The 22,134-nt window shown below is 52.4% G+C and carries 18 protein-coding genes; 10 read left to right on the top strand and 8 right to left on the bottom strand.

Annotated elements, in window-relative coordinates; translation table 11 throughout:
- Window positions 1-238 precede the first annotated feature (238 nt).
- The 8 genes from nrdA (at window position 239) to AYI96_RS09230 (ending at window position 8,844) form a co-directional block, all read left to right on the top strand.
- On the top strand, window positions 239-2,527 hold the full coding sequence (gene nrdA, locus AYI96_RS09265; RefSeq protein WP_144361543.1) for a class 1a ribonucleoside-diphosphate reductase subunit alpha: 2,289 nt from the start codon (window positions 239-241) through the stop codon (window positions 2,525-2,527).
- 59 nt (window positions 2,528-2,586) lie between these two features.
- Window positions 2,587-3,717, top strand: a complete 1,131-nt coding sequence (nrdB, locus tag AYI96_RS09260) for a class Ia ribonucleoside-diphosphate reductase subunit beta (RefSeq protein WP_025010421.1) — start codon at window positions 2,587-2,589, stop codon at window positions 3,715-3,717.
- The gene (yfaE, locus tag AYI96_RS09255; protein ID WP_039032991.1) at window positions 3,686-4,021 is read left to right on the top strand and encodes a class I ribonucleotide reductase maintenance protein YfaE; all 336 of its coding nucleotides are present in this window, start codon (window positions 3,686-3,688) and stop codon (window positions 4,019-4,021) included. Before nrdB ends, yfaE begins: the two co-directional genes overlap by 32 nt.
- Before the next feature lie 98 nt (window positions 4,022-4,119).
- Window positions 4,120-5,361, top strand: a complete 1,242-nt coding sequence (locus tag AYI96_RS09250; protein WP_144361489.1) for a glycosyltransferase family 4 protein — start codon at window positions 4,120-4,122, stop codon at window positions 5,359-5,361.
- 29 nt (window positions 5,362-5,390) lie between these two features.
- Window positions 5,391-6,248: a hypothetical protein gene (locus AYI96_RS09245; RefSeq protein WP_039032992.1), complete on the top strand. Its 858-nt coding sequence runs from the start codon at window positions 5,391-5,393 to the stop codon at window positions 6,246-6,248.
- Between the two features lies 1 nt (window position 6,249).
- On the top strand, window positions 6,250-6,669 hold the full coding sequence (locus AYI96_RS09240) for a hypothetical protein (RefSeq protein ID WP_052247922.1): 420 nt from the start codon (window positions 6,250-6,252) through the stop codon (window positions 6,667-6,669).
- Window positions 6,659-7,879, top strand: coding sequence for a glycosyltransferase family 4 protein (locus AYI96_RS09235; RefSeq protein WP_186300046.1), 1,221 nt, complete (start codon window positions 6,659-6,661; stop codon window positions 7,877-7,879). Before AYI96_RS09240 ends, AYI96_RS09235 begins: the two co-directional genes overlap by 11 nt.
- A complete protein-coding gene (locus AYI96_RS09230) occupies window positions 7,879-8,844 on the top strand; it encodes a hypothetical protein (protein WP_144361487.1) in 966 nt (321 codons plus the stop codon). The genes AYI96_RS09235 and AYI96_RS09230 overlap by 1 nt, the downstream gene beginning before the upstream one ends.
- Before the next feature lie 30 nt (window positions 8,845-8,874).
- Here AYI96_RS09230 and AYI96_RS09225 read toward each other — a convergent pair whose 3' ends face one another.
- Window positions 8,875-9,066 carry a YciI family protein gene (locus AYI96_RS09225; protein WP_083399733.1) on the bottom strand — a complete coding sequence of 64 codons (192 nt, stop codon included), beginning with the start codon at window positions 9,064-9,066 and terminating at the stop codon, window positions 8,875-8,877.
- A gap of 118 nt (window positions 9,067-9,184) precedes the next feature.
- Window positions 9,185-11,206 carry an FAD-dependent oxidoreductase gene (locus AYI96_RS09220; RefSeq protein ID WP_039033038.1) on the bottom strand — a complete coding sequence of 674 codons (2,022 nt, stop codon included), beginning with the start codon at window positions 11,204-11,206 and terminating at the stop codon, window positions 9,185-9,187.
- Window positions 11,207-11,402: 196 nt separating this feature from the next.
- Between AYI96_RS09220 and sppA the strand changes: the two genes are divergently transcribed.
- The gene (gene sppA, locus AYI96_RS09215; protein WP_144361486.1) at window positions 11,403-13,256 is read left to right on the top strand and encodes a signal peptide peptidase SppA; all 1,854 of its coding nucleotides are present in this window, start codon (window positions 11,403-11,405) and stop codon (window positions 13,254-13,256) included.
- A 107-nt stretch (window positions 13,257-13,363) separates the two neighbouring features.
- Window positions 13,364-14,380 (top strand): asparaginase, encoded by a 1,017-nt coding sequence (gene ansA / locus AYI96_RS09210; protein ID WP_039032996.1) that lies wholly within the window; start codon window positions 13,364-13,366, stop codon window positions 14,378-14,380.
- A 66-nt stretch (window positions 14,381-14,446) separates the two neighbouring features.
- On the opposite strand, the gene AYI96_RS09205 is transcribed toward ansA, so the two are convergent.
- The 6 genes from AYI96_RS09205 to adhE all read right to left on the bottom strand — a co-directional run bounded on the left by AYI96_RS09205 (window position 14,447) and on the right by adhE (window position 22,084).
- Window positions 14,447-14,728: a YeaC family protein gene (locus AYI96_RS09205; RefSeq protein WP_039032997.1), complete on the bottom strand. Its 282-nt coding sequence runs from the start codon at window positions 14,726-14,728 to the stop codon at window positions 14,447-14,449.
- Complete coding sequence (locus tag AYI96_RS09200) at window positions 14,725-15,042, bottom strand: hypothetical protein (protein WP_039032998.1); 318 nt, start codon at window positions 15,040-15,042, stop codon at window positions 14,725-14,727. Before AYI96_RS09200 ends, AYI96_RS09205 begins: the two co-directional genes overlap by 4 nt.
- 9 nt (window positions 15,043-15,051) lie before the next feature.
- Window positions 15,052-16,179 carry a M14-type cytosolic carboxypeptidase gene (locus AYI96_RS09195; protein WP_071476035.1) on the bottom strand — a complete coding sequence of 376 codons (1,128 nt, stop codon included), beginning with the start codon at window positions 16,177-16,179 and terminating at the stop codon, window positions 15,052-15,054.
- A gap of 135 nt (window positions 16,180-16,314) precedes the next feature.
- A complete protein-coding gene (locus tag AYI96_RS09190; protein ID WP_039033000.1) occupies window positions 16,315-16,995 on the bottom strand; it encodes a response regulator transcription factor in 681 nt (226 codons plus the stop codon).
- Between the two features lie 227 nt (window positions 16,996-17,222).
- Window positions 17,223-19,010, bottom strand: coding sequence for a DUF885 domain-containing protein (locus tag AYI96_RS09185; protein ID WP_144361485.1), 1,788 nt, complete (start codon window positions 19,008-19,010; stop codon window positions 17,223-17,225).
- Between the two features lie 470 nt (window positions 19,011-19,480).
- On the bottom strand, window positions 19,481-22,084 hold the full coding sequence (gene adhE / locus AYI96_RS09180; RefSeq protein ID WP_101096539.1) for a bifunctional acetaldehyde-CoA/alcohol dehydrogenase: 2,604 nt from the start codon (window positions 22,082-22,084) through the stop codon (window positions 19,481-19,483).
- Window positions 22,085-22,134: the final 50 nt, after the last annotated feature.

The raw sequence follows: 22,134 nt of genomic DNA, 5'->3' as shown, positions 1-22,134 counted from the left end.
AAAACTCAGGCTTGCAAAAAGTGCCACACCTCACTATCTTGTTATCCAAGATATAGAAAAACACCATATCTTGTGTATCAGTCGCAATCAAACATACTAGTCTTGCACTGAAAACTCCCGGTTAACAGAGCCCACTCGGGCCGCCGTCGTTAACTGTTCGGTTGATTGTTTTACAAGGGAAGGTTTAATGACGCCGACGCGTCATTGTCACAGATATTACAACCAAGGCCTATCTTCAATGAATAGCACTATGACAGTTACCAAACGCAGTGGCGCACGCGAGACCATAGATCTCGATAAGATCCATCGCGTTATCACCTGGGCAGCCAAAGGATTAAACAACGTCTCGGTCTCCGAGGTGGAGTTACGTTCTCACCTGCAGTTTTATGATGGTATTCCCACTGAAGCCATCCATGAAACCATTATCAAGGCCGCAGCCGATCTGATCTCTCCCGACTCTCCGGACTATCAGTTCCTGGCCGCCCGCCTTGCTGTTTTTCATTTGCGTAAGAAAGCCTTTGGTCAGTTTGAGCCGCCAAAACTGGTTGATCATGTCAGCAAGTTGGTTGCCATGGGCAAGTACGACAAGCACCTGTTGGAAGACTACAGCCGTGAAGAGTTGGATGTACTCGACAGCTATATCGACCACTGGCGCGACATGAACTTCTCCTATGCTGCCGTCAAACAGCTGGAAGGCAAGTATCTGGTACAAAACCGTGTGACTCATGAAGTCTACGAAAGTGCCCAGTTCCTCTACATTCTGGTCGCCGCCTGTCTGTTTGCCCGTTATCCGAAAGAAACCCGGCTGCAGTATGTCAAAGACTTTTATGATGCGGTTTCTACCTTCAAGATCTCTCTGCCGACCCCTATCATGTCCGGTGTGCGTACGCCGACACGTCAGTTCAGCTCTTGCGTGCTGATCGAGTGTGATGACAGCCTGGATTCTATCAATGCCACGGCCTCATCCATCGTCAAATATGTCAGCCAGAGAGCCGGTATCGGTGTGAACGCCGGCCGTATTCGCGCCCTGGGCAGCCCTATTCGTGGCGGCGAAGCCTTCCACACAGGTTGTTTGCCTTTTTACAAATATTTCCAAACTGCGGTGAAATCCTGCTCCCAGGGCGGCGTTCGCGGCGGTGCTGCAACCCTGTTCTACCCTATCTGGCACCTGGAAGTTGAATCGCTGCTGGTTCTGAAAAACAACCGTGGTGTTGAAGACAACCGTATCCGTCACCTGGACTATGGCGTTCAGATCAACAAGCTGATGTATCAGCGGATGATCAAGGGCCAAAATATCACTCTGTTCAGCCCATCGGACGTTCCCGGCTTGTATGATGCCTTCTTTGCCGATCAGGACGAATTCGAACGCCTGTATGTGAAATATGAGCAAGATCCGAGCATTCGCAAGAAGACCCTTAAAGCGGTCGAGCTCTTCTCGCTGATGATGCAGGAGCGCGCCTCCACAGGTCGCATCTATGTGCAGAACGTGGATCACTGTAACACCCACAGCCCCTTCAACGCCGAAGTGGCCCCTGTGCGTCAATCCAACCTGTGCCTTGAGATTGCCCTGCCAACCAAGCCACTGAACAACATTGACGATCCCAATGGCGAAATCGCCCTTTGTACTCTGTCAGCGCTGAACCTGGGTGCGATAAAAGACTTGGGCGAACTGGAAGGCCTTGCCGATTTGGCCGTGCGCGCCCTGGATAACCTGCTGGATTACCAGGACTACCCTATTCCCGCTGCCAAGACGGCATCGATGAACCGCCGCACTCTGGGTATCGGGGTCATCAACTTCGCCAACTATCTGGCCAAGAACGGCGTGAAATACTCTGATGGCAGCGCCAACGGCCTGACTCACAAAACATTTGAAGCCATACAGTACTACCTGCTCAAAGCCTCGATGAATCTGGCCAAAGAGCTGGGTGCCTGCCCGCTGTTCCATGAGACCACTTATTCTCAGGGGATCATGCCGGTAGATACCTACAAGCGGGATCTGGACAAGATTTGTGATGAGCCGCTGCACCTGGATTGGGATGCCCTGCGTCACGATATCAAGCAGCATGGCCTGCGTAACTCGACTCTGTCGGCACTGATGCCATCCGAGACCTCTTCGCAGATCTCCAACGCCACCAATGGTATTGAGCCTCCACGCGGCCTTATCAGCGTCAAGGCCAGTAAAGATGGCCAGCTCAAGCAAGTGGTGCCCGATTTTGATGAGCTCAAGGACAAGTACGAGTTGCTGTGGCAGATGCCCGGCAACGACGGTTACCTGCAGTTGGTGGGTATTATGCAGAAGTTTGTCGATCAGGCGATTTCGGCCAATACCAACTATGACCCATCCAAGTTTGAAAGTAACAAAGTTCCAATGAAGCTGCTGCTCAAGGATCTGTTGACCGCCTACAAACTCGGGGTCAAAACCCTTTATTACCACAACACCCGGGACGGTGCTTCCGACAAATTCGATGACATTACCAGCATCGAGAAGGAAGACGACGGTTGTGCCGGCGGCGCCTGCAAGATTTAAGCAGGATTAAGTAACAAGTTCGGGGCCCAGGTGGCCCCGTTGTTTGGAAAGAGTAGATCATGGCTTATTCAATTTTTTGTCAAACCCCCAACGATGCCACCCGCGAACCTATGTTTCTCGGTCAAGCGGTTAACGTGGCCCGTTACGATCAACAGAAGTACGAAGTATTCGAGAAACTGATCGAAAAGCAGTTGTCTTTCTTCTGGCGCCCGGAAGAAGTGGATGTCAGCCGCGACAAAATCGATTTTGGCGCCCTGCCGGATCATGAAAAGCATATCTTCCTCTCCAATCTCAAGTACCAAACCCTGTTGGACTCGATTCAGGGCCGCAGCCCCAATGTGGCTTTCCTGCCGCTGGTGTCCCTGCCTGAGCTGGAAACCTGGATTGAAACCTGGTCCTTCTCCGAGACCATTCACAGTCGTTCCTACACTCATATCATTCGCAATATTGTCAACGACCCATCCGTGGTGTTCGATGACATAGTGGTCAATGAGGAGATCCTCAAGCGCGCCGGCGATATTGCCGAGTATTATGACCGCCTTATCGAGCTGACTCAGTTGTATCACCTGCATGGTGAAGGCAAGTTCGACGTTAACGGTCGCACCCTTGAAGTCACTACCCGCACCATCAAAAAAGCCCTCTATCTGTGCATGATGTCGGTCAATGCGCTCGAAGCGATACGTTTTTACGTCAGCTTCGCCTGCTCCTTTGCCTTTGCCGAGCGCAAACTGATGGAAGGCAACGCCAAGATCATTCGCCTGATCGCCCGCGATGAAGCTTTGCACCTGAACTCAACCCAGCACATTATCAACCTGATGCAGGGTGGCAAAGATGACCCTGAGATGGGTGAAATCGCCAAAGAGTGCCAGCAGGAAGCTTACGATCTGTTCCTGCGCGCCGCCGAGCAGGAAAAGGCCTGGGCCAAGTACCTGTTCAAGGATGGCTCCATGATAGGCCTGAACGAAACCATTCTCTGCCAGTATGTGGAGTTCATTACCAATCAGAGAATGAAGGCGGTTAACCTGGGCGCACCATACAGTGAGCAGAGCGATCCCCTGCCCTGGATGAAAAACTGGCTGGAAAGCGATGCCGTACAGGTGGCGCCTCAGGAAGTGGAAGTATCATCCTACCTGGTCGGCCAGATAGATTCGGCTGTCGATGACGATGAGTTCTCCGACTTTGACCTTTAACAAAGCCCCTATCGTGCTGCTGCGCGGAGAGCCCTTGCTGCTGTATACCACAGAGCACAGGACTCTCCTGGCAGCGCTTGAAGCCCGTAAGGTGAACATTTTTTCCGAGTGCCGCAGCGGGTTTTGCGGCGCCTGCAAGACCCGGGTGCGCAGTGGCTCGGTCACTTATCTGACCACGCCATTGGCCGAGTTAAAGGCGGATGAATGCCTGCCCTGCTGCTGTGTGCCTACGGAAGATCTGGACTTGGACCTCTCCAGCGAAGGTGCCGACATGCCGCTGCTGCGGGTTAAACATTTGGCCTGAAACAAGCGCAAAAAACGCCGTCAATGGCAGATCTCCTACAGTCAAACAAGCGTTTTTTCGTTGTAAATCCTGCCTGACTCCGGTACTCTGCCGGACTTATGAAATCAGACTCAAGTTATTCATTCAAAAGTCTTTATTGCGCTTTTGACCGCTACCCTCTGCCCAAAGGCGCTTCGACCCATATACGTTATATGGCGTCAACCCTGTTTGCCTTCCAGTCCCCCGGTATGCTCTATCTGCAAGGTGATCCCCAGATGCCTTCCTGGCAGAAAGAAACCCTGTCACTCGGCAGCAATCCCAGCGAGGTAAGCAGTGAGGTCAGTATCGTCAGGCACCAGCTAAACCCAAGTTCGGGCAATAACGTACTTGCCAAGGCGCTGGACTATGCCAATCAGCTTAGGACGCTGCTCAGGCAAAATCGCGATACCCTGACATTGGCGCAGTTTCGTGATCCCTGGGCGGGGGTGCCTTTGCTGGATCATCGCAAGGACAATCCAGCGCTCAAGCTAGTTTATGAGGTCAATGCCCTGCCCAGCATAGAGCTGCCTATTCACCTGTCGCTGCCGCGAAAAACCCTGGCCAAAATCAGCGCCTGGGAGCAGCGTTGCCTGGATGGTGCCGATCTGATTGTGACCCCATCAAGAATCACGGCTGCCGGCCTTGAAAAACGCACTACCACTCCAGTAGTCTATCTGCCAAACGGCGCCGAGTTGCCGCCTGCCGAGCCATTGAGGCAAGCAGAGGATGCGAGGCTACCCAGGCTCATCTATTTTGGTGCTGCCCAGCGCTGGCAGGGGCTTAGGGATCTGCTCAAAGCCTTTGCCTTGGTGCGTCAGCAGTTGGAGGTCGAATTGGATCTCTGCCTGTCACTCGAAAATCGCCAGGCCCGGCAGGTAAAGGCCTGGCTCAAGTCCATGGAACTGGAAGATTGTGTTTCGCTGCATTTTGGGCTGGACCAAGCCAGTCTCAGGCAAAAAATCCAGGCCGCGAGCGCGTCTTTGGCGCCGCTCACGCCCTGCAGGCGCAACATGCTTCAGGGATGCTGCCCTTTGAAAGTACTCGAATCCATGGCTTGTGGCACCGCAGTTATCGCCTCGGATCTACCTGTCATTCGTGAGCTGGTAACCCATGAAGTCCATGGGCTCTTGGTTCCCCCCTCCAGGCCCTCCGAGCTCGCCAGAGCCTGTATTGAGCTGCTCAGTCAACCGGCCAAGGCCAAAGATTTGGGCCTCAAGGGCCAACAAAGGGTGACAGAGCAGTTCCAATGGCAACAGATCTGCACTCAACTCAGCGACTTGTATCAACAGCTGAGCCAAGGCCCCATGCAAGCTACCGCTTAATAGCACCTGTTTAATGTCAAGGAAACGATATGGAAACAGCCATAAACCCTTTTAACGCCCCGCTTCACTACTGGCGAATGCGCAAAGTGTTCAAGCAGTTAACCCCGGTGGAGCAAGAATTTATCCGCACCAGGAAGTTGGATGCAACCCATTCGACCCAGCACTGGTTACTGTTTCTCAAGCGCCTGACCCGATTGGATCGTATGGGCAGCCCATTGAGACGCCAGTTTCGCCGCAGCCGCAATTGGTTAATAGGTTTCACTATTGTCAGCATATTCCTGCCCGTACCTCACCTGGTGGTGTATGCCTTGGTGGGTTTGACTCTGGCCTCGATATTATTGCTTCACAGCTGCAACAATATGGACGTCAACGACAATGTGCGCACCGGCCTTATCAAATTGATGCAGGTACTGGCGATGGAGACCAACAGCGTGCAACTGAAACTGGATCTCGACTCCATACACAAGCGTAAGCCGGCCCGAACCGAAAAGCCTGAGAAAAATACCCAACTGGCCTACTTTGAAGTGCCACTGTTGCAATTCAGGGCCAAACTCAAGGACGGCAATGAGCTGCAACTGCGGGTGGATGATGTTATCTGTCGTCGTAAACGCACCCGTCGCAACGCCCGAGGCAAAGTCAAAACCAAGATCAAGTACAAGGGACGGCGCAGCATTCGCAGCTGCCTGACGCTGAATGCTGAATATTATCATCTACGCCAGGGTAAACTGGCACCAACGAGCAAGGCACAGACTCAAAACGGCATCACCAAGGTGAAATCCAACTCCACCTTTAAATTTATCGGTGAGTCACGTTTGATGGATGCCGAGAATATTCTCAGAACCATCGCCAAGTCCTATCAACAGACCAGTATTCGAGCCAGGGGATAATATGAGTCAGTGTCAGTTAAAAGTCGGTTTTTTCACCCTCAGCCCTTGCGGCCAACCTGCCGTTGGCAGTTGCAGTGAGTGCCAAGCCAGTGTCTGCGAGCATCATCTGGATCCCAAAACCTGTCTGTGTTTCCAGTGCGCCGCCAAACCCTTGAAGGTCGGCAAGGAAGTCTATGAAGATCCACACTCAGGCACCAAGTATGAGCAATTGAGCCTACAAGGCGTTAAACCTGAGGATCCGCTTGCCGGTTTCGCCCTCAAGCAACTGTATCTCGGCAGTGCCTGGTACCAACTGCACACCAAACACGGCAGTTACAATAAAGAGTTTGATGCCGAGGACTTTGCCGCTTTTGAGCTCCCTGTCGACGAAGATGATCAGCAGTTGCCGGATTACGAGTACCGGGATATCTATGACAGCTAACCCCAGGCTACTGTGGCTGACTCAACACTACCCGCCGGCCAAAGGCGGCATGGCATTGTCCTGCGATAGACTGGTGCGCCATTTGCGGCGGCTCGGGGTACATATCACCCTTTATCATTTACGCTCCGGCGGCCTGGAAAAGGAGACCGGCTATTTTGCTGAGCAGGGTTGCGATCACAGCTTTCCCATGGGTACAAACCCGGCGCACTCGCTCAATCTTCTGTGGCACAAGCTGGAAGGTGAATATGATGCTGTCGTTGCCTATGGCTATCCCTTCTCCATGCATGCCGGGCGGGTCTTTGCCGCCTGGCTTGGGCTACCGCTCATCACATTGCTGCGCGGCAATGACTTCGACTTGAGTATTCTCGATCATCGTCGCTATCAAGTGCTGCAGGATACGCTGCAAGCCAGCGCGCTGGTATTGACCGTCAGCGCCGACAAGGCAAAACGGGTCAAAGCCCTGTGGCCGCAAGTCAGAGTGCACAACATGAGTAATGGCCTGGATAGCGAACGTTGGCGACCACTGCCGCTGGATAAAGAGCAAGCCAAAGCCTGGCGTTCCAATAACCTGGAAAATCCCAGTCAGCCTGTGATTGGCCTGTTCGGCCATTTGAAAGAGAAAAAAGGTTTGGCCTTTTTTATCGAGACCTTCAAACGCAGCCCCTTGGTACACAACTGCCATCTGTTGTTGATTGGCGAGCTGGATGAAAGCGCCGCCGAGCTATTGCAAACCCTGCCCGAGGGCAGTTACACCCTGGAGCCGTTTCTTGACAGGTATCAGCTGATAAGCCGTTATCTGGTATGCGACCTTATCGCCATTCCCTCTTTCTATGAGGGAACACCCAATGTGCTGCTGGAGGCGGCGGCGCTCAACATCCCTGTGCTCGGCGCCTGCTGCGGCGGTATGGCCGATCTTATCTTCGACAGCCTGCATGAGCGCGAAAAGCATGTCTTTGATGGCCGTTTGACTGACAGTGACGCAGCAAATAATCTCCGCGGCCAAACGGACTCAGGTTATCTGTTTCATCCAACTTCGGCGGAATCGCTTTTGGATGCGTTGGTGCGTTGGCAAACCGATACCGCTTCGATTCGCGCCGCCAAGAGCCAGGCTTTGTACCAAACAGTACTGAGTCAGTGCAGCGCCGAGGCTGAAGCCGAGCGTTATTTTTCTGTCATCAAGTCTCTGGTCGCTCAAACGGCGAGTCACTGATGCTTATCTATTACGCCCCCGGCGGCGGACTCGGGCACTTGAGCCGGGCACTGAAAGTGCTCGGCTTTATCAAGGCGCAGCAAGCGTTGGTGATCACAAGTCCACTGCCGTTAGCGGTCGACACGCTGCTACCAAAGGGCATTCAACACATAAGTCTGCCGCCCGGGCTTCAAAGCCGAGCCGAACTCAGCGCTTGGCTCAAGCAGTTACTGGCATCGCTCAACAAGCAACAAGCGTGTCGGCTCATGCTGATAGATGCCTTTCCCGGGGGCATTTGGGGCGAGCTTGGTGATATCCCCTTGCCTGGCAAACTTGTCTATATCGCCAGATTGCTCAACTGGAATGTCTATCGCCAGCGTATTGCCCATATTCCCCGTTTTCAGCAAATCTGGTTTTGTGAATGGCCGACCCCGGAGCAAGAGCTGGCGCTCTCCAATCAAACGGGCCAACGCTTCTGGCTGCCGTTACTCGGCGAAGACAAGTCCAAAGGCGCAACCCCAAAGGGTCTTGAAAAGCCTAAACAGACTCTGGTGATCCACTCGGGAAGCCTTGCCGAGCAGGCTTTGCTGCTTGAACACGCCACAAAGGCGGGAGAAACGATAGATATTATTGCGCCGCCGCGCCCGAGCGCCGATGCAGGCTTTAATAACAAACCCCTTGATAGCAAATCCCTTGATAAGCGTGCTCTGAGCGAGTTCAACAACTGCAACAACAAAGAGCACAAACCTGGATTAACCCGGTTGCAGCTGTACCCGGCCTCAGATATTGGCTGGCAGTATCAAAGGGTTATCTGTGGCGGCGGCTTCAACCTGGTAAGCGAATATATCCTTCATCCAGGCGCCCTCTTCGTGCCCCTGACCCGGGCGCTGGATCTGCAGCATTTGCGTATCGACCGCGGCTTGGGTGGTTTTTTACCGCCGCCCGGGTTGAGCTCAATACCGAAAGATATCCTCAAGCGGCTTTGAAACGCTCATTTAGTGTTGAAAGCTTGTCACTCAAGGCTGTGACTCGGCTATCCGGGCGTGAATACGGTTGACCTCCAGCAAAGCCGCACTGCCGTACCAAGCTTTAAGTTCCATAATAAGGCTACCGGCCTGAACCGCAGGATCACTGGCCGTCAAGGCTTCAGCCTCAGCCAAACTGGCAACATCAAAGATATAAATCCCCCGCCACTCGCCGCCATCGATAAAGGGCCCGGCATGCCTTCAGTTAGATACCTTGAACGCCAATTGCTGAATAAGCCACTCTCTACAAAAGAGAAGGCCAAAAGGACTTATTCGCACCTTCCCTAAACCCGGTTAGAGACTAGATCCGCATCGCCAATTCTGCACCCTGACGAATGGCGCGTTTGGCATCCAACTCGGCAGCAACATCAACGCCGCCAATGAGGTGCATTGGCAAGCCGCACTCTTCCAGTTCCGGCAACAGCACACGGTTGGATTCCTGGCCTGCGCAGATCACCACAGTATCCACTGGCAGCAGTTGCGGCTTGTCATCAATCAGTATGTGCAATCCCTGGTCATCAAAGCGCTCATAGCTGACCCCACTGAGCTCTGTCACCTTGTGCTGCTTAAGCACCATGCGATGGATCCAGCCCGTGGTCTTACCTAAGCCTTTACCCAGCTTGCTCTTCTTGCGTTGCAACAAATACAGCTCTCTGGCCGGGGCATGCGCCTGGGCTTGTTTGGCCAGTCCGCCGCGCTCGGCGTAACTTGTGTCTATGCCCCACTGACGATACCAGCGCTCCGGCTCCAGCGTGCTGGACTCCTGCTCGCCGAGGAAATGCGCCAAGTCAAAACCTATGCCACCGGCGCCGATAAGTGCCACCCGCTGGCCGACTTCCACCTCGCCCCGCAGCACCTGTTGATAACTGACCACCTTGGGAGAATCAAATCCGGGCAAGTTGAGCTCTCTTGGTACAACACCACTGGCGACCACCAACTCATCAAAAGCCTCATCCCTGAGCACAGAGGCGTTGAGCGGCGTATTCAAACGCAGGTCCACCTTAAAGTGTGCGAGGCGATTCTTGAAATAGCGTATGGTTTCGTTGAATTCCTCCTTGCCGGGGATCTTGCGCGCCAGGTTAAACTGGCCACCGACTTCATCTCGGGCTTCAAACAAAGTCACCTTGTGCCCCCGCTCAGCGGCGTAGACGGCAAACGCCATCCCCGCCGGGCCCGCGCCCATCACAGCCAGGCGTTTGGGTGACTCAGTCTTGGGGAAATTAATCTCTGTCTCATAGCAGGCTCTTGGATTAACCAGGCAAGTAGCACGCTTGAGCGAGAAGGTATGATCGAGACAAGCCTGATTACAGCCGATGCAGGTATTGATGGCTTCGCTTTGATTGGCCGCGGCTTTGTTGACAAACTCAGGATCGGCCAGGAAAGGCCTGGCCATAGACACCATATCCGCCTGCCCCGAGGAGAGGATCTGCTCGGCTATCTCAGGTGTATTGATCCTGTTGGTGGCCACCAAAGGAACACTGAGTTCTTTTTTCAAACGTTCAGTGACCCAGGCAAAGGCGCCTCTGGGTACGCTGGTGGCTATGGTCGGGATCCTGGCCTCATGCCATCCTATGCCGGTATTGATGATAGTGACACCGGCTTGTTCCAGCGCTTTGCCGAGTTCTATGACCTCCTCAAGGCTTGAGCCCTTGTCGACCAGATCCAGCATAGACAAACGAAAGATAATGATGAACTCGGGCCCGACCTTGGCGCGGATAGCGCGAACAATTTCCAGTGGCAGGCGAATACGGTTGGCAAAACTGCCGCCGTACTCATCGCTGCGCTGATTGACCCGCTCACAGATGAACTGATTGATGAGATAGCCTTCAGAGCCCATCACTTCCACGCCATCATAACCGGCCCGTTTGGCCAATTCGGCAGAGGTGGCATAATCCTTTATGGTGCCACGGATTTGCCGCAAAGACATGGCGCTCGGCGTAAATGGGGTAATGGGTGACTTGACCTTGCTCGGTGCCAGTGAAAAAGGATGATAGCCATAACGACCGGCATGAAGGATCTGCATACAGATCTTGGCGCCGCCCTCATGCACGGCGCGGGTAACGATTTGGTGTTTGCCCACTTGCCAGGGAAAACTCAGCTGACAGGCGTTGGGGGCCAAACGGCCGCGAAAGTTTGGCGCTATGCCGCCGGTGACAATCAAACCCACACCACCCAGCGCCCGCTCCTTGTAGAAGTGTGCCAGTTTCTCAAAACCGCCCTTTTCTTCTTCCAACCCGGTATGCATGGAACCCATGAGTACCCGGTTTCTCAGCTGGGTAAACCCCAGATCCAAGGGTTCTAATAAATGAGGAAAGCCCGACATTAAAACATCCTTTTTAAACAAGTGATTTAAATCAGCATAACCTGAGCCGCCATCAAGCTCAACATAAAGCATGCATTGCGATCTCCCTTCGGCTAAGCCGGTAAAAGCACGCGTATAAAATCACTTACAAATGTGTTTTCCCGTTGCTGTTATTTTCAGTTAGCATTAGCGGAATGCATGGAAAAATGGAGTGGCTATGTCCGCAAAACCCCTGACAACCAAGAATACCCTGATGTTGATCTGGAATGTGATCAACTTCATTCGCAAGCTGGTGTTGAACCTAGTGTTCTTCCCGCTGTTCTTTATCGCTTTGATAGCCGTGGTCATCGCCATGGTCAGCAGTGATGAAGTCCAAGTTGAGGATGGCTCGGCGTTGGTATTGAACCTGGCCGGCGGCATAGTGGATCAGAAACGCCAGATTGACCCGTTAGAGGCGATGTTAAACCAAGGCAAAGGACCCGATGTCAACGGCGAAATCTTATTGAGTGATGTGCTCTATACCATTAACAGCGCTACCAATGACAAGCGGATCAAGGCCCTGGTATTGGATCTGTCCGAGTTGCAATATGGCGGCCTGAGTAAGCTGAGCGCCATAGGCCAGGCACTCAATGAATTCAAGGATAGTGGCAAGCCTGTGGTCGCCATAGGTAACTATTATGATCAGAACCAGTATTTCCTGGCGAGTTTTGCCGATACTGTCTACCTCAACCCAGAGGGTATGGTGGCGGTAGATGGCTTGAGCCGCTACCGTCAGTACTATAAGTCGGCACTGGATAAGTTAAAAATCAAGGCGCACATTTTCCGTGTTGGTACTTTCAAGTCAGCGGTTGAACCTTTTATCCGTGACGACATGTCAGAAGCCGCCAAGGAAGCCAACTCTGTTCTGCTCAACGACATCTGGGGCAGCTATACAGACACAGTGGCAGCCAATCGTGGCATAGACAAATCCAACCTAGGCCTTAATGCTAGCGCTTATTTGGCAGAGCTGGAGCAAGCCGACGGCGATTCAGGCACCATGGCAGTTAACCTCAAGTGGGTCGATAAACTTGCCAGCGCCGAGGACTTCCGCCTGGCGATGTTGGACTTGGTGGGCAAAAGCAAGGAAGGCGATAGCTTCAAGCAGATCAGCTACTATGACTACGCCAAGTTGATGGCACCGCTGCCCGAGTTGGTCCCCTCAGAAGAGATTGGCGTTATAGTGGCCAAGGGCAATATTCTCAACGGCAGTCAACCGGCCGGTGATATCGGCGGCGAAAGTACCTCCGCCCTGCTGCGTAAGGCGCGCTTCGACGACACTATCAAGGCCGTAGTACTCAGGGTCGACAGCCCCGGCGGCAGCGCCTTTGCTTCCGAGCAAATTCGTCAGGAAGTGCTGGCATTGAAGAAAGCCGGTAAGCCTGTGGTGGTCAGCATGAGCAGCATGGCTGCATCAGGCGGGTACTGGATTTCGGCCAGCGCCGACTATATCTATGCCAACCCCACTACCCTGACCGGATCCATCGGTATTTTCGGCATGATAACCACCTTCGAGGACTCCCTGTCTTCCATCGGCGTCAATACCGATGGGGTGGCCACCTCCGACTGGGCCGGTCTTTCTGTTACCCGGTCACTTTCCGATGGCGTCAAGGCGGTGATCCAGCGCCATATCGAACGTGGCTACAAAGACTTTATCTCACTGGTGGCCAACGAACGCAATATGACACTCGAGCAGGTGGATAAGATTGCCCAAGGCCGCGTTTGGTCCGGCAAGAAAGCGCTGGAGCTGGGTCTGGTGGATGAGCTTGGCGATCTCGATAACGCTATCGCCAAAGCGGCCGAATTGGCCGAGCTCGATAAATTTGACAGCCGAGTGATAGAACAGGAACTGACACCTGAGCAACTCTTCATTCAGGAGATGTTCGCCAGTGTCTCAGCTTATCTGCCTCACAGCGTCAAGCAGTCCAGCGTACTGGAAAAGCTGCTGACTCAATGGAGCCAGGTACTGGAAGAGTTTGCCGCCTTTGACGACCCCAACGGCGTCTATCTCTACTGCGATAACTGCAGTTACTGATAATCCTGAAAGCCCGGTTCGCCGGGCTTTTTTGTGCCTTATGCTGTCGGGGTTGATTTGCTATAATCCGGCCTCTCTTTTGCTCCAATGATAAATAAAGCCAGATTATGAACAAAAAAAAGTCCATCTATGTCGCATACACGGGCGGCACCATAGGGATGCAAAAAACCAGTAATGGCTTTGCCCCGGTCGCCGGTTTCCTGACGGAATGCGTCAACTCCATGCCGGAGTTTTTCCATGAAGAGATGCCGACGTTCGTGATCCAGGAATATAGTCCGCTGATAGACTCCTCCAACATGGCTCCCAGCCACTGGCAGATGATAGCCGACGACATTCAGGCCAACTATGACAAGTATGATGGCTTTGTTATTCTTCACGGCACAGACACCATGGCGTTTACCGCCTCGGCGCTGTCTTTCATGCTGCAAGATCTCGGTAAGCCGGTTATCGTCACCGGCTCGCAAATTCCATTGGCGCAGCTGCGTTCAGACGGTCAAACCAACTTACTTAATGCGCTGTATATAGCGGCAAATTACCCAGTTGCCGAGGTTTGCCTGTTCTTCAACAATAAGTTGTTCCGCGGCAACCGTACCACCAAGGCTCATGCCGACGGCTTCGATGCCTTTGCTTCGCCGAATTTCCCCCTGTTGCTGGAAGCCGGGATCAAGATTCGCCTGCGCGCCGGTAAAATTGCTCCGCCCAGCGATAAGCCCCTGAAAGTGGCGCCCATTACCCCTCACCCCATAGGTGTGGTTACCTTGTATCCCGGGATCTCCACCGAGGTATTCAACAACATATTGCAGCAGCCGGTAAAAGCACTGATATTACTGACCTATGGTGTCGGCAACGCGCCGCAGGACCCAGGATTGCTGGAAACTCTCAAGCGGGCCAACGACAAAGGCACAGTGCTTATTAATCTGACCCAGTGCCTGCAGGGAAAAGTCAATATGGGCGGTTATGCCACAGGCAACGCCCTGGCAAAAGCCGGCGTTATCAGCGGCGCCGATATGACCACGGAAGCCGCCTTGACCAAATTGCATTACCTGCTCTCCCAAGGGCTGAGTACAGAAGAGATAAGACGGCAGATGCAACAAAACCTCTGTGGCGAACTCACTTCGGATTGAATTTAATTGATAGTAAAAAGCCCTGTTTATACAGGGCTTTTTTATCATTCGAATCCAGAAACTTAATTAAAGATCAGATTCTTTGAACTCAGCAATGCTCTCACCGCGAAACTGCTTTTTCAGCTGCGCCTTGGACAACTCGTTGAGTTGGCCACCGGCACCTATAGTAAAGTGTTCGGTTTGCTCCAAACGTCTGGCCTGATAGAGCATCACCAGTTGCAGCGTGTTTTCCCGCTGTTCCTCGGTCAGCACAGTGCCATCTTCCCACTTACCTATCTCGGCGGCGCTGCGCAGTCTCTCATAGACCTCAACCGGCATCTCTTCAATCACTTTGTTGATATCTGTCATACACTTTTCCGCTTGTGCAAAATAATACGTACCCGGGTTATCAGGTAACCTACGAAACCGAGCGTAAAGCAGACCGCACCGGCGATGGCTCTATTACCTTCAGCGACTTCGCCACCCCAGAACCAGATAACCACCCCGGCGATAAACAGGGTCAAGGCCAGAAAGCTCTGATTCATCAGTTTGGTCGACTGCTGAATATGGCTAATCCTCGACAGCGACTCGGTGTTGGGTCCCAATTTCGAACTGCAGTGCGGGCAACTGGGTGCCTTACTGGAGATCCGCTTGCGGCATAAAGGGCATTCAACCAGTGCCATAACTGCTCCTTACCTGAGTTTGTCCACGACGGCCAGCATGGCGGTCAAAGAGGCTTCACCCAGGTACAGGCAACGCTCGGGGGACCAGCCCACCAGCGGATCGGCCAGATTATCATTGTCTTTAAATGGCATTTCCAAGGTGTTTGACAGGCAGTTGAAGGTTTCGCCGACCCAGTTGGAACCTATGGTCAGGTTGGCCTTGCCGGGCTCGTCCTTTTCATAGCCATGTTCGCTCTGGAAATCCGGGCTAACCAGCAAGAGCGCCGAGGCAAATTCCTGCTGCAGCTGAGTCAAACGCTCATCCCAACAAGGAATGCCTTCACAGCCTGCCAGGAACACATAAGGCAGACCTTCATCACCGTGGACGTCATAGAAAAGGTCCACACCGGTTTCTTTCATCTTTTGTACCACATGGTACACCTCGGGGCTCTTCTCCAGGCTTGGCGTTTGCCACTCACGATTTAGGTTAACACCGGCGGCATTGGTACGCAGATGGCCGCGGGCGCTGCCGTCGGGATTCATGTTGGGTACAACATAGAAGTTGGCCTTATCCAGCAACTGTTTGGAGACAGGGTCATCCGAGTCCAGCAAACGATACAGCAAACCTTCCACCAGCCATTCGGCCATGGTTTCCCCTGGGTGCTGACGGGCTGTGATCCAGATATTGCGCTTGCTGTTATCGCCGTCACCCACCTTGACCAGCGTCAGATCGCGACCATCCAAGGTCAGACCCAGGTGCTCCAGGCTCACTTCAGGATGCACTTGCACAGCGCTGAGCAGGTCCAGGTGGCGCTCGTAACTGTAAGGTGCAAAATAGGCTATCTGAATCGCATCGGCGTCCAATTCCACATTGATACTCAATTTGCCGTCATCATACTTGGTCGGCAGGCGGAACCAGTGCTGGCGATCATAGCTGGCAACCGCCTGGTAGTTTTCCCAGCCTTTGGGATAAGAAGCGCTGCCGGCGTTGATGATATTGAGGGTGTAACTGTTTCCTACCTGGCCTTCAAAACGGAAATTGAACCACTGGTAGAACTCTCCGCCCTGATCCGGGCGGATCGCCAGTCTGATGTCGTCCTTATTATCAAGACTGATGACCTGAATATTGCCACCATCAAAATTCGCGCTGATCCGCATGATGTTTTCCTTCATTGCTTTTATAGGGTGTGGAGCCGAAAGGCTCGCGCAAGTGGGCTATAGGATAAACCAAATCGGCCGCGCTTGAAAACGCGGCCGACTCTGGCTTGATATTCGGGGAAAAATCAGTGGAGTTTACCAAAGGCTGAAACTGTATCCTTGGCCGCGCACAGTATTAATAAGGCTTCTTGGCAAACGGGTCTGCTCCAGTTTACGTCGGGTGTTGGAGATATGCATATCCAGGTTTCGGTCAAACCGCCCCAACTCTTTTTTTAACACCCGTCGCTGTAGCTCCTGCTTGGTAACCACCTGGCCCTTACGCTCAAACAGATATTTAAACAAACGAAACTCTGTCTGAGTCAATGCCAATTGCTGATCGGCAATGGCTACTGTGTAATCCGTCTCATCAAACTGAATATGCTTATTGAGCGCCAGATCGGTAGGTTCCTGCCCCTTGCTGATATTGATCCTTCTTATGAGCGCCTGAATACGGACCAACAACTCTTTGACGCTAAATGGCTTACTCAAAAAATCATCAGCCCCCAGCTCATAACCTTTAATCCTTTCCTCTTCGCTATCGACAGCCGAAATCACTATCACAGGTGTACTGTCCTTACGGGCAAGTAACATCTCAAAACCATTGAGTTTGGGCATCATTAAGTCGAGCAAGATAACATCCGGGGTAAAAGTGTCGAGTCTCATCAGTGCATCCAAACCATCAGCGGCACAAACAACATCGTGCCCCTCGCCCTCCAGTGCTTCCTTGAGCAAGTCCCTGAACTCCAGGTCATCGTCCACCAATAAAATTTTCGTCATTTTCGTTAACACAATTCTCAAATAAGAACCATTACCATTAACGTTAACATAATTATCCTGACCGAGCCAGAAAAATTCACTGGTTATAGTGATGTAAGGTGCACAGAGTCACATATAACGAGTTATGAAAAAGGGACAGCCGGTCAAACTGTCCCTATAGTCAACTGAACAAATTAAGTTTACCGCCACTGGGCAGCAAACTTTATCCCTGCCTTTTGTTGTCCACCTTACTTGTCTTGCATCAACTGGCTGATGTATTTGACCGGAGCACTGCCATAACTGAGGAAGTTTTCGTGAAATGCCTTGAGCTCAAACGCCTTACCTTGCTGCTGTTTAAGTTCTTCCCTGAGGTCGTAAATTTCACGATATCCAGCGTAATAGCTGGTTAACTGTACCTGGCTCAGCGTTGCCCGGCGCCATTTACCTTCCGCCTCGGCTTGCTGCTGGAAGGCTTCTTCAGTCATCAATTTGATAGCCTGCTCTTCAGTCATCCCCTTGACCTGAATGCTGTAGTCCAGAATGGTGTTACAAATCACCCTGAGGTTCCACTTGTAGTACATCAGCCACATTTCCGGCTCAAAGTTGCCATAGCCCTGTTCCAACATCATACGCTCGGCATAAACGGCCCAACCTTCGACCATGGCGCCGTTACCAAACAGGCTCTTGACCAGGCTCGGTGATTCATTGGAGTACACCAGTTGGGTGTAATGGCCGGGGATAGCCTCATGTATGTTCAGTACCTGCAATATCCAGTGGTTGTACTCGCGCAAGTAACTTTCGGCCTGCTCGTCAGTCATGCCATCGAGGGGAGTCACGTTATAATAAGTGTTGCCGCCCTTTTCATAAGGGCCGGGAGCACTGATGGAAGCACCGGCAAAACCTCGCATATATTCAGGTGTTTCCCTGACCACCAAAGGCTTTTTCGGATCCAGAGTCACCAGATCGTGTTGATTGACAAACTTCACCAGCTCGGGGATCTGCGCCCTCACCTCGTCCACAAAATCTTCCCGCTTTACATGCCGGGCCGAAAGCTTGTCGATCAACTGTTTGATAGCCTTCTTCTCGTCTTGCGGCTTGGGCTCTTGGAAATACTTGCTCCAGAGCTTATCGGTAATTTTCGCCATTTCACCCTGAACCCTGGCCTTATCGGCCAGCGCCTTTTCATAAAGGGCCTTGGCGCTCATACCGGCCTGAATATCGAAGGCAAACTTCTCCTCATAAAGTGCTTCTCCTATCCGAAAACTACGGCTGCCTTCGCGCTTAAGTTGCTGCTCAAGCTGTTTTAGAAACTGGATATGCCCTTCGATGGCTGCCACGGCATTAGCCAGTCTTTGCTTGAACAACGCCTTTTCATCAGCGTTCAGGCCGGAGGCGTTCACCTTGACGAGCAGTTCATCGGACAATACCGTAAAGGCACCCTGATTTTGCATGATGGCCAACTCTGTGTGCTCCAGAGTGGGATTATCTATGTTTTGCTGCGCCGCCCGGTAATAGGCCGGCACATTTTCCAATCGGCCCAATACAGAGCGCAACCTTTGATCCAGAGGTGCAAAGTCCTCATTGATGATTTGCGCAAAACCTCCGGCCACGTTGTAACTGGATGGGTCCCACTGCCAGGACTTGAAGCGTTTGATTTCCCACTCCATGCTGCCGAGGACGTTTTCAATCAAGCGATAGTCAATCAGGTTGGCTGCGGTAAGCGCCGCAAAATCAAAGCTCGCCATCTTGGCTCGCTGCTGCTGAATAAAGTTCAGCGTCACGGTGCGGCTGGCCGCATCCGGTACCAGGAGTTTGGCATCATATTGATGAAAACCATTATAGAGCGCCCAAGTCGGTGCAACTTGCCACAAAGAATCGATAAAACTTTGACTGAATGCAGTAAAGGTTTGGTTCTGATCTTGTTTGACGATAGCAGAAACGTTAGATGCCATCGCCTCTGGCGAGCTTTGGGTTTGACATGCGGACAGACCTGTCAGCGCCAGTGACACCGCCAGGCACAGGGTGAGTTTTTTCATATGATTTCCTTCCCGGCACCCGTATGTTGGAAATTTGAGTTTTTATCGGTTTTTCGGGTGCATAGTTTGCTAGTAAATCATGGAAGCAGGAACTTTTCAGCAATTGTTAGTAAAGAAACATGCTTTGTTACAGTTTGCGAGCTGGCATGAATTGCATGTGACCATAGTGAAGACAACGGTGAAGACAATAGTGAAGCCATTTCAAGCTGCTATGGAAAAGTAACTAATTACAGAAGAAGCATTTCACGCGCGGAAAAACAAAGAGTATCTGGCATAAAGAAGCTTCTTAAACGAGTTTTTATATTGTTTAATTTTAACTTTTTGGGCAACCGGAATATAAAGGATGATTGTGTGCTAGGGCGCCGTGCTTCCATATGGGTTGAACAGAGAGTGTTCAAAATTCTGTGTCACGCTAAAAAATACCGCTCATTGTAAGTGAGCGGTATTTTGCTTCTAGGACAAGGCTATTGTTAGTCGCGGTAAACCTCGCCGTAGAAGCTTGCCAGCAACAGGGCTTTTAACTCACTGATCAGAGGATACCTGGGGTTGGCACCTGTACACTGATCATCAAAAGCATCTTCAGCCAGTTCATCGAGCTTATCCAGAAAATCGGCTTCTGTGACACCGGCTTCCTGAATCGACCCCGGGATCCCCAAAGCCAGCTTCAACTGCTCAATTTTGGCTATCAAACGCTCGACTTTTTCGGTGTCACTCAGCTCGGCGTCTGTCAGCTTGAGATGATCAGCAATGGCAGCATAGCGGCAGAGCGCCTTGGGCCTGTCATACTGGCTGAAGGCGGCTTGCTTGGTCGGCAGGTCGGTGGCGTTGAAACGGATGACATTGCTTATGAGCAGTGCATTGGCCAAGCCGTGTGGCAGATGGAACTCGGCGCCCAGTTTGTGAGCCATAGAGTGACATATGCCCAGGAAAGCGTTGGCAAAGGCGATACCGGCAATGGTGGCGCCGTTGTGCACTTTTTCGCGGGCAATCGGCGCCGCGGCGCCCTCTTCGTAGGCCTTGGGCAGGTGCGTAACCAGAAGATCCAAGGCCTGCAATGCCTGGCCGTCACTGTACTCATTGGCCATCACGCTGACATAGGCTTCCAAGGCATGGGTAATGGCATCTATCCCGCCAAAGGCGGTTAAGGACTTGGGCATGTTCATCACCAGGTTGGGATCCACAATCGCCATGTTGGGGGTCAGTTCATAATCTGCGATAGGATACTTGGCACCTGTCTGCTCATCAGTCACCACGGCAAATGGTGTGACTTCAGAGCCTGTGCCCGACGTGGTGGGGATAGCGACCATCTTGGCCTTGCGCCCAAGTTTAGGGAACTTGTAAATACGTTTACGAATATCCATGAAACGCAGCGCCAGATCGGCAAAGTCCACCTGAGGATGTTCATACATCACCCAGATGATCTTGGCAGCGTCCATAGGGGAGCCACCGCCCAGTGCGATGATCACATCCGGTTGGAAACTCTCGGCCACCTTGGTGCCGGCGCGAACTACTGCTAAGGTAGGATCGGCCTCCACTTCATAAAACACTTCGGTATCCAGCCCCAAGCCCTTGAGGATCTTGACGGTTTCATCACAGTAGCCATTATTGAACAAGAACTTGTCTGTCACTATCAAGGCGCGGCGTTTGTCGGCCAACTCCTCCAGGGCAATAGGTAGACTACCGCGGCGGAAATAAATGGAGGATGGAAGTTTGTGCCACAACATATTCTCGGCCCTCTTGGCGACAGTTTTCTTGTTGATAAGGTGACTCGGGCCCACGTTCTCCGAAATCGAGTTCCCCCCCCAGGAGCCACAGCCCAAAGTGAGAGAAGGTGCCAGCTTGAAGTTATAGAGATCGCCAATCCCGCCTTGAGATGCCGGGGTGTTTATCAGAATTCGAGCTGTTTTCATCCGCTCACCGAAACGCTTGACCCGCTGCACCTGGGTATCTTGATCTGTATAGAGTCCAGAGGTATGACCGATACCACCGAGTTTCACCAAGGCATCGGCCTTATCCAGCGCCTCATCAAAGTCGTTGGCGCGGTACATACCAAGCAGCGGCGAAAGCTTTTCATGGGCGAAGGCTTCGGCTTCGGTGATTTCATCCACCTCACCGATCAGTACCTTGGTCCAGCTCGGTACGCTGAAGCCGGCCATTTCGGCAATGCGCGCCGCACTTTGGCCAACAATGGCGGCATTGAGCGCGCCATCTTTGAGGATAACCTGTTTCACGGCAAGGCATTCTTCGTCATTGAGCAGGTAACCGCCATGATGAGCAAAACGCTCCCGTACTGCTTGGTAGACGCTATCGAGTACCACGACCGCTTGTTCAGAGGCGCATACCACACCGTTATCAAAGGTTTTTGACATCAATATGGAAGCCACCGCGCGTTTGATATCCGCGGTTTCATCAATAACCACAGGTGTATTACCTGCGCCGACACCTATGGCAGGTTTCCCGGAAGAGTAAGCGGCTTTCACCATACCCGGGCCGCCGGTGGCCAGAATAAGATTTATCTTTTCGTGGGTCATCAGGTGATTGGAAAGTGCGACGCTGGGTTCATCTATCCAGCCTATAATGTCCTCGGGAGCTCCGGCCTTAATGGCGGCATCCAGTACTATTCGGGCGGCTGCGACTGTGGATGCCTTGGCTCTGGGGTGCGGGGAGAAGACGATGGCATTACGGGTTTTCAGGCTGATAAGCGCCTTGAAGATAGCGGTGGAAGTAGGATTGGTTGTCGGTACTATGCCGCAGATGATCCCCACGGGTTCGGCAATTGTGATGGTGCCGAAGGTGTCGTCTTCTTCCAGAATGCCGCAGGTCTTTTCATCTTTGTACTTGTTATAGATATACTCGGAAGCAAAGTGGTTTTTAATCACTTTATCCTCCAGCACTCCCATGGAGGTTTCGGCGGCGGCCTGTTTTGCCAACGCTATTCTGGCATCGGCGGCAGCCAGCGCGGCGGCGCGAAATATCTTATCGACTTGCTGCTGACTGAAACCTGCGAATTTCGCCTGAGCCTGGCTGACTCTTTCCAGTAGCAGGTCCAGTTCCTGAGTATTGGTGACTTTCATAATCAGTTTCCCGTAAAAAAATTTAACAAAGGCTCATCTTGGTTAAACTC

This window comes from Shewanella sp. MSW, assembly GCF_007636515.1.
Classification (GTDB): Bacteria; Pseudomonadota; Gammaproteobacteria; order Enterobacterales; family Shewanellaceae; genus Shewanella; species Shewanella indica.
The sequence above is the reverse complement of the archived record's forward strand: the minus strand, read 5'-3'. Positions and strand labels throughout refer to the sequence as shown.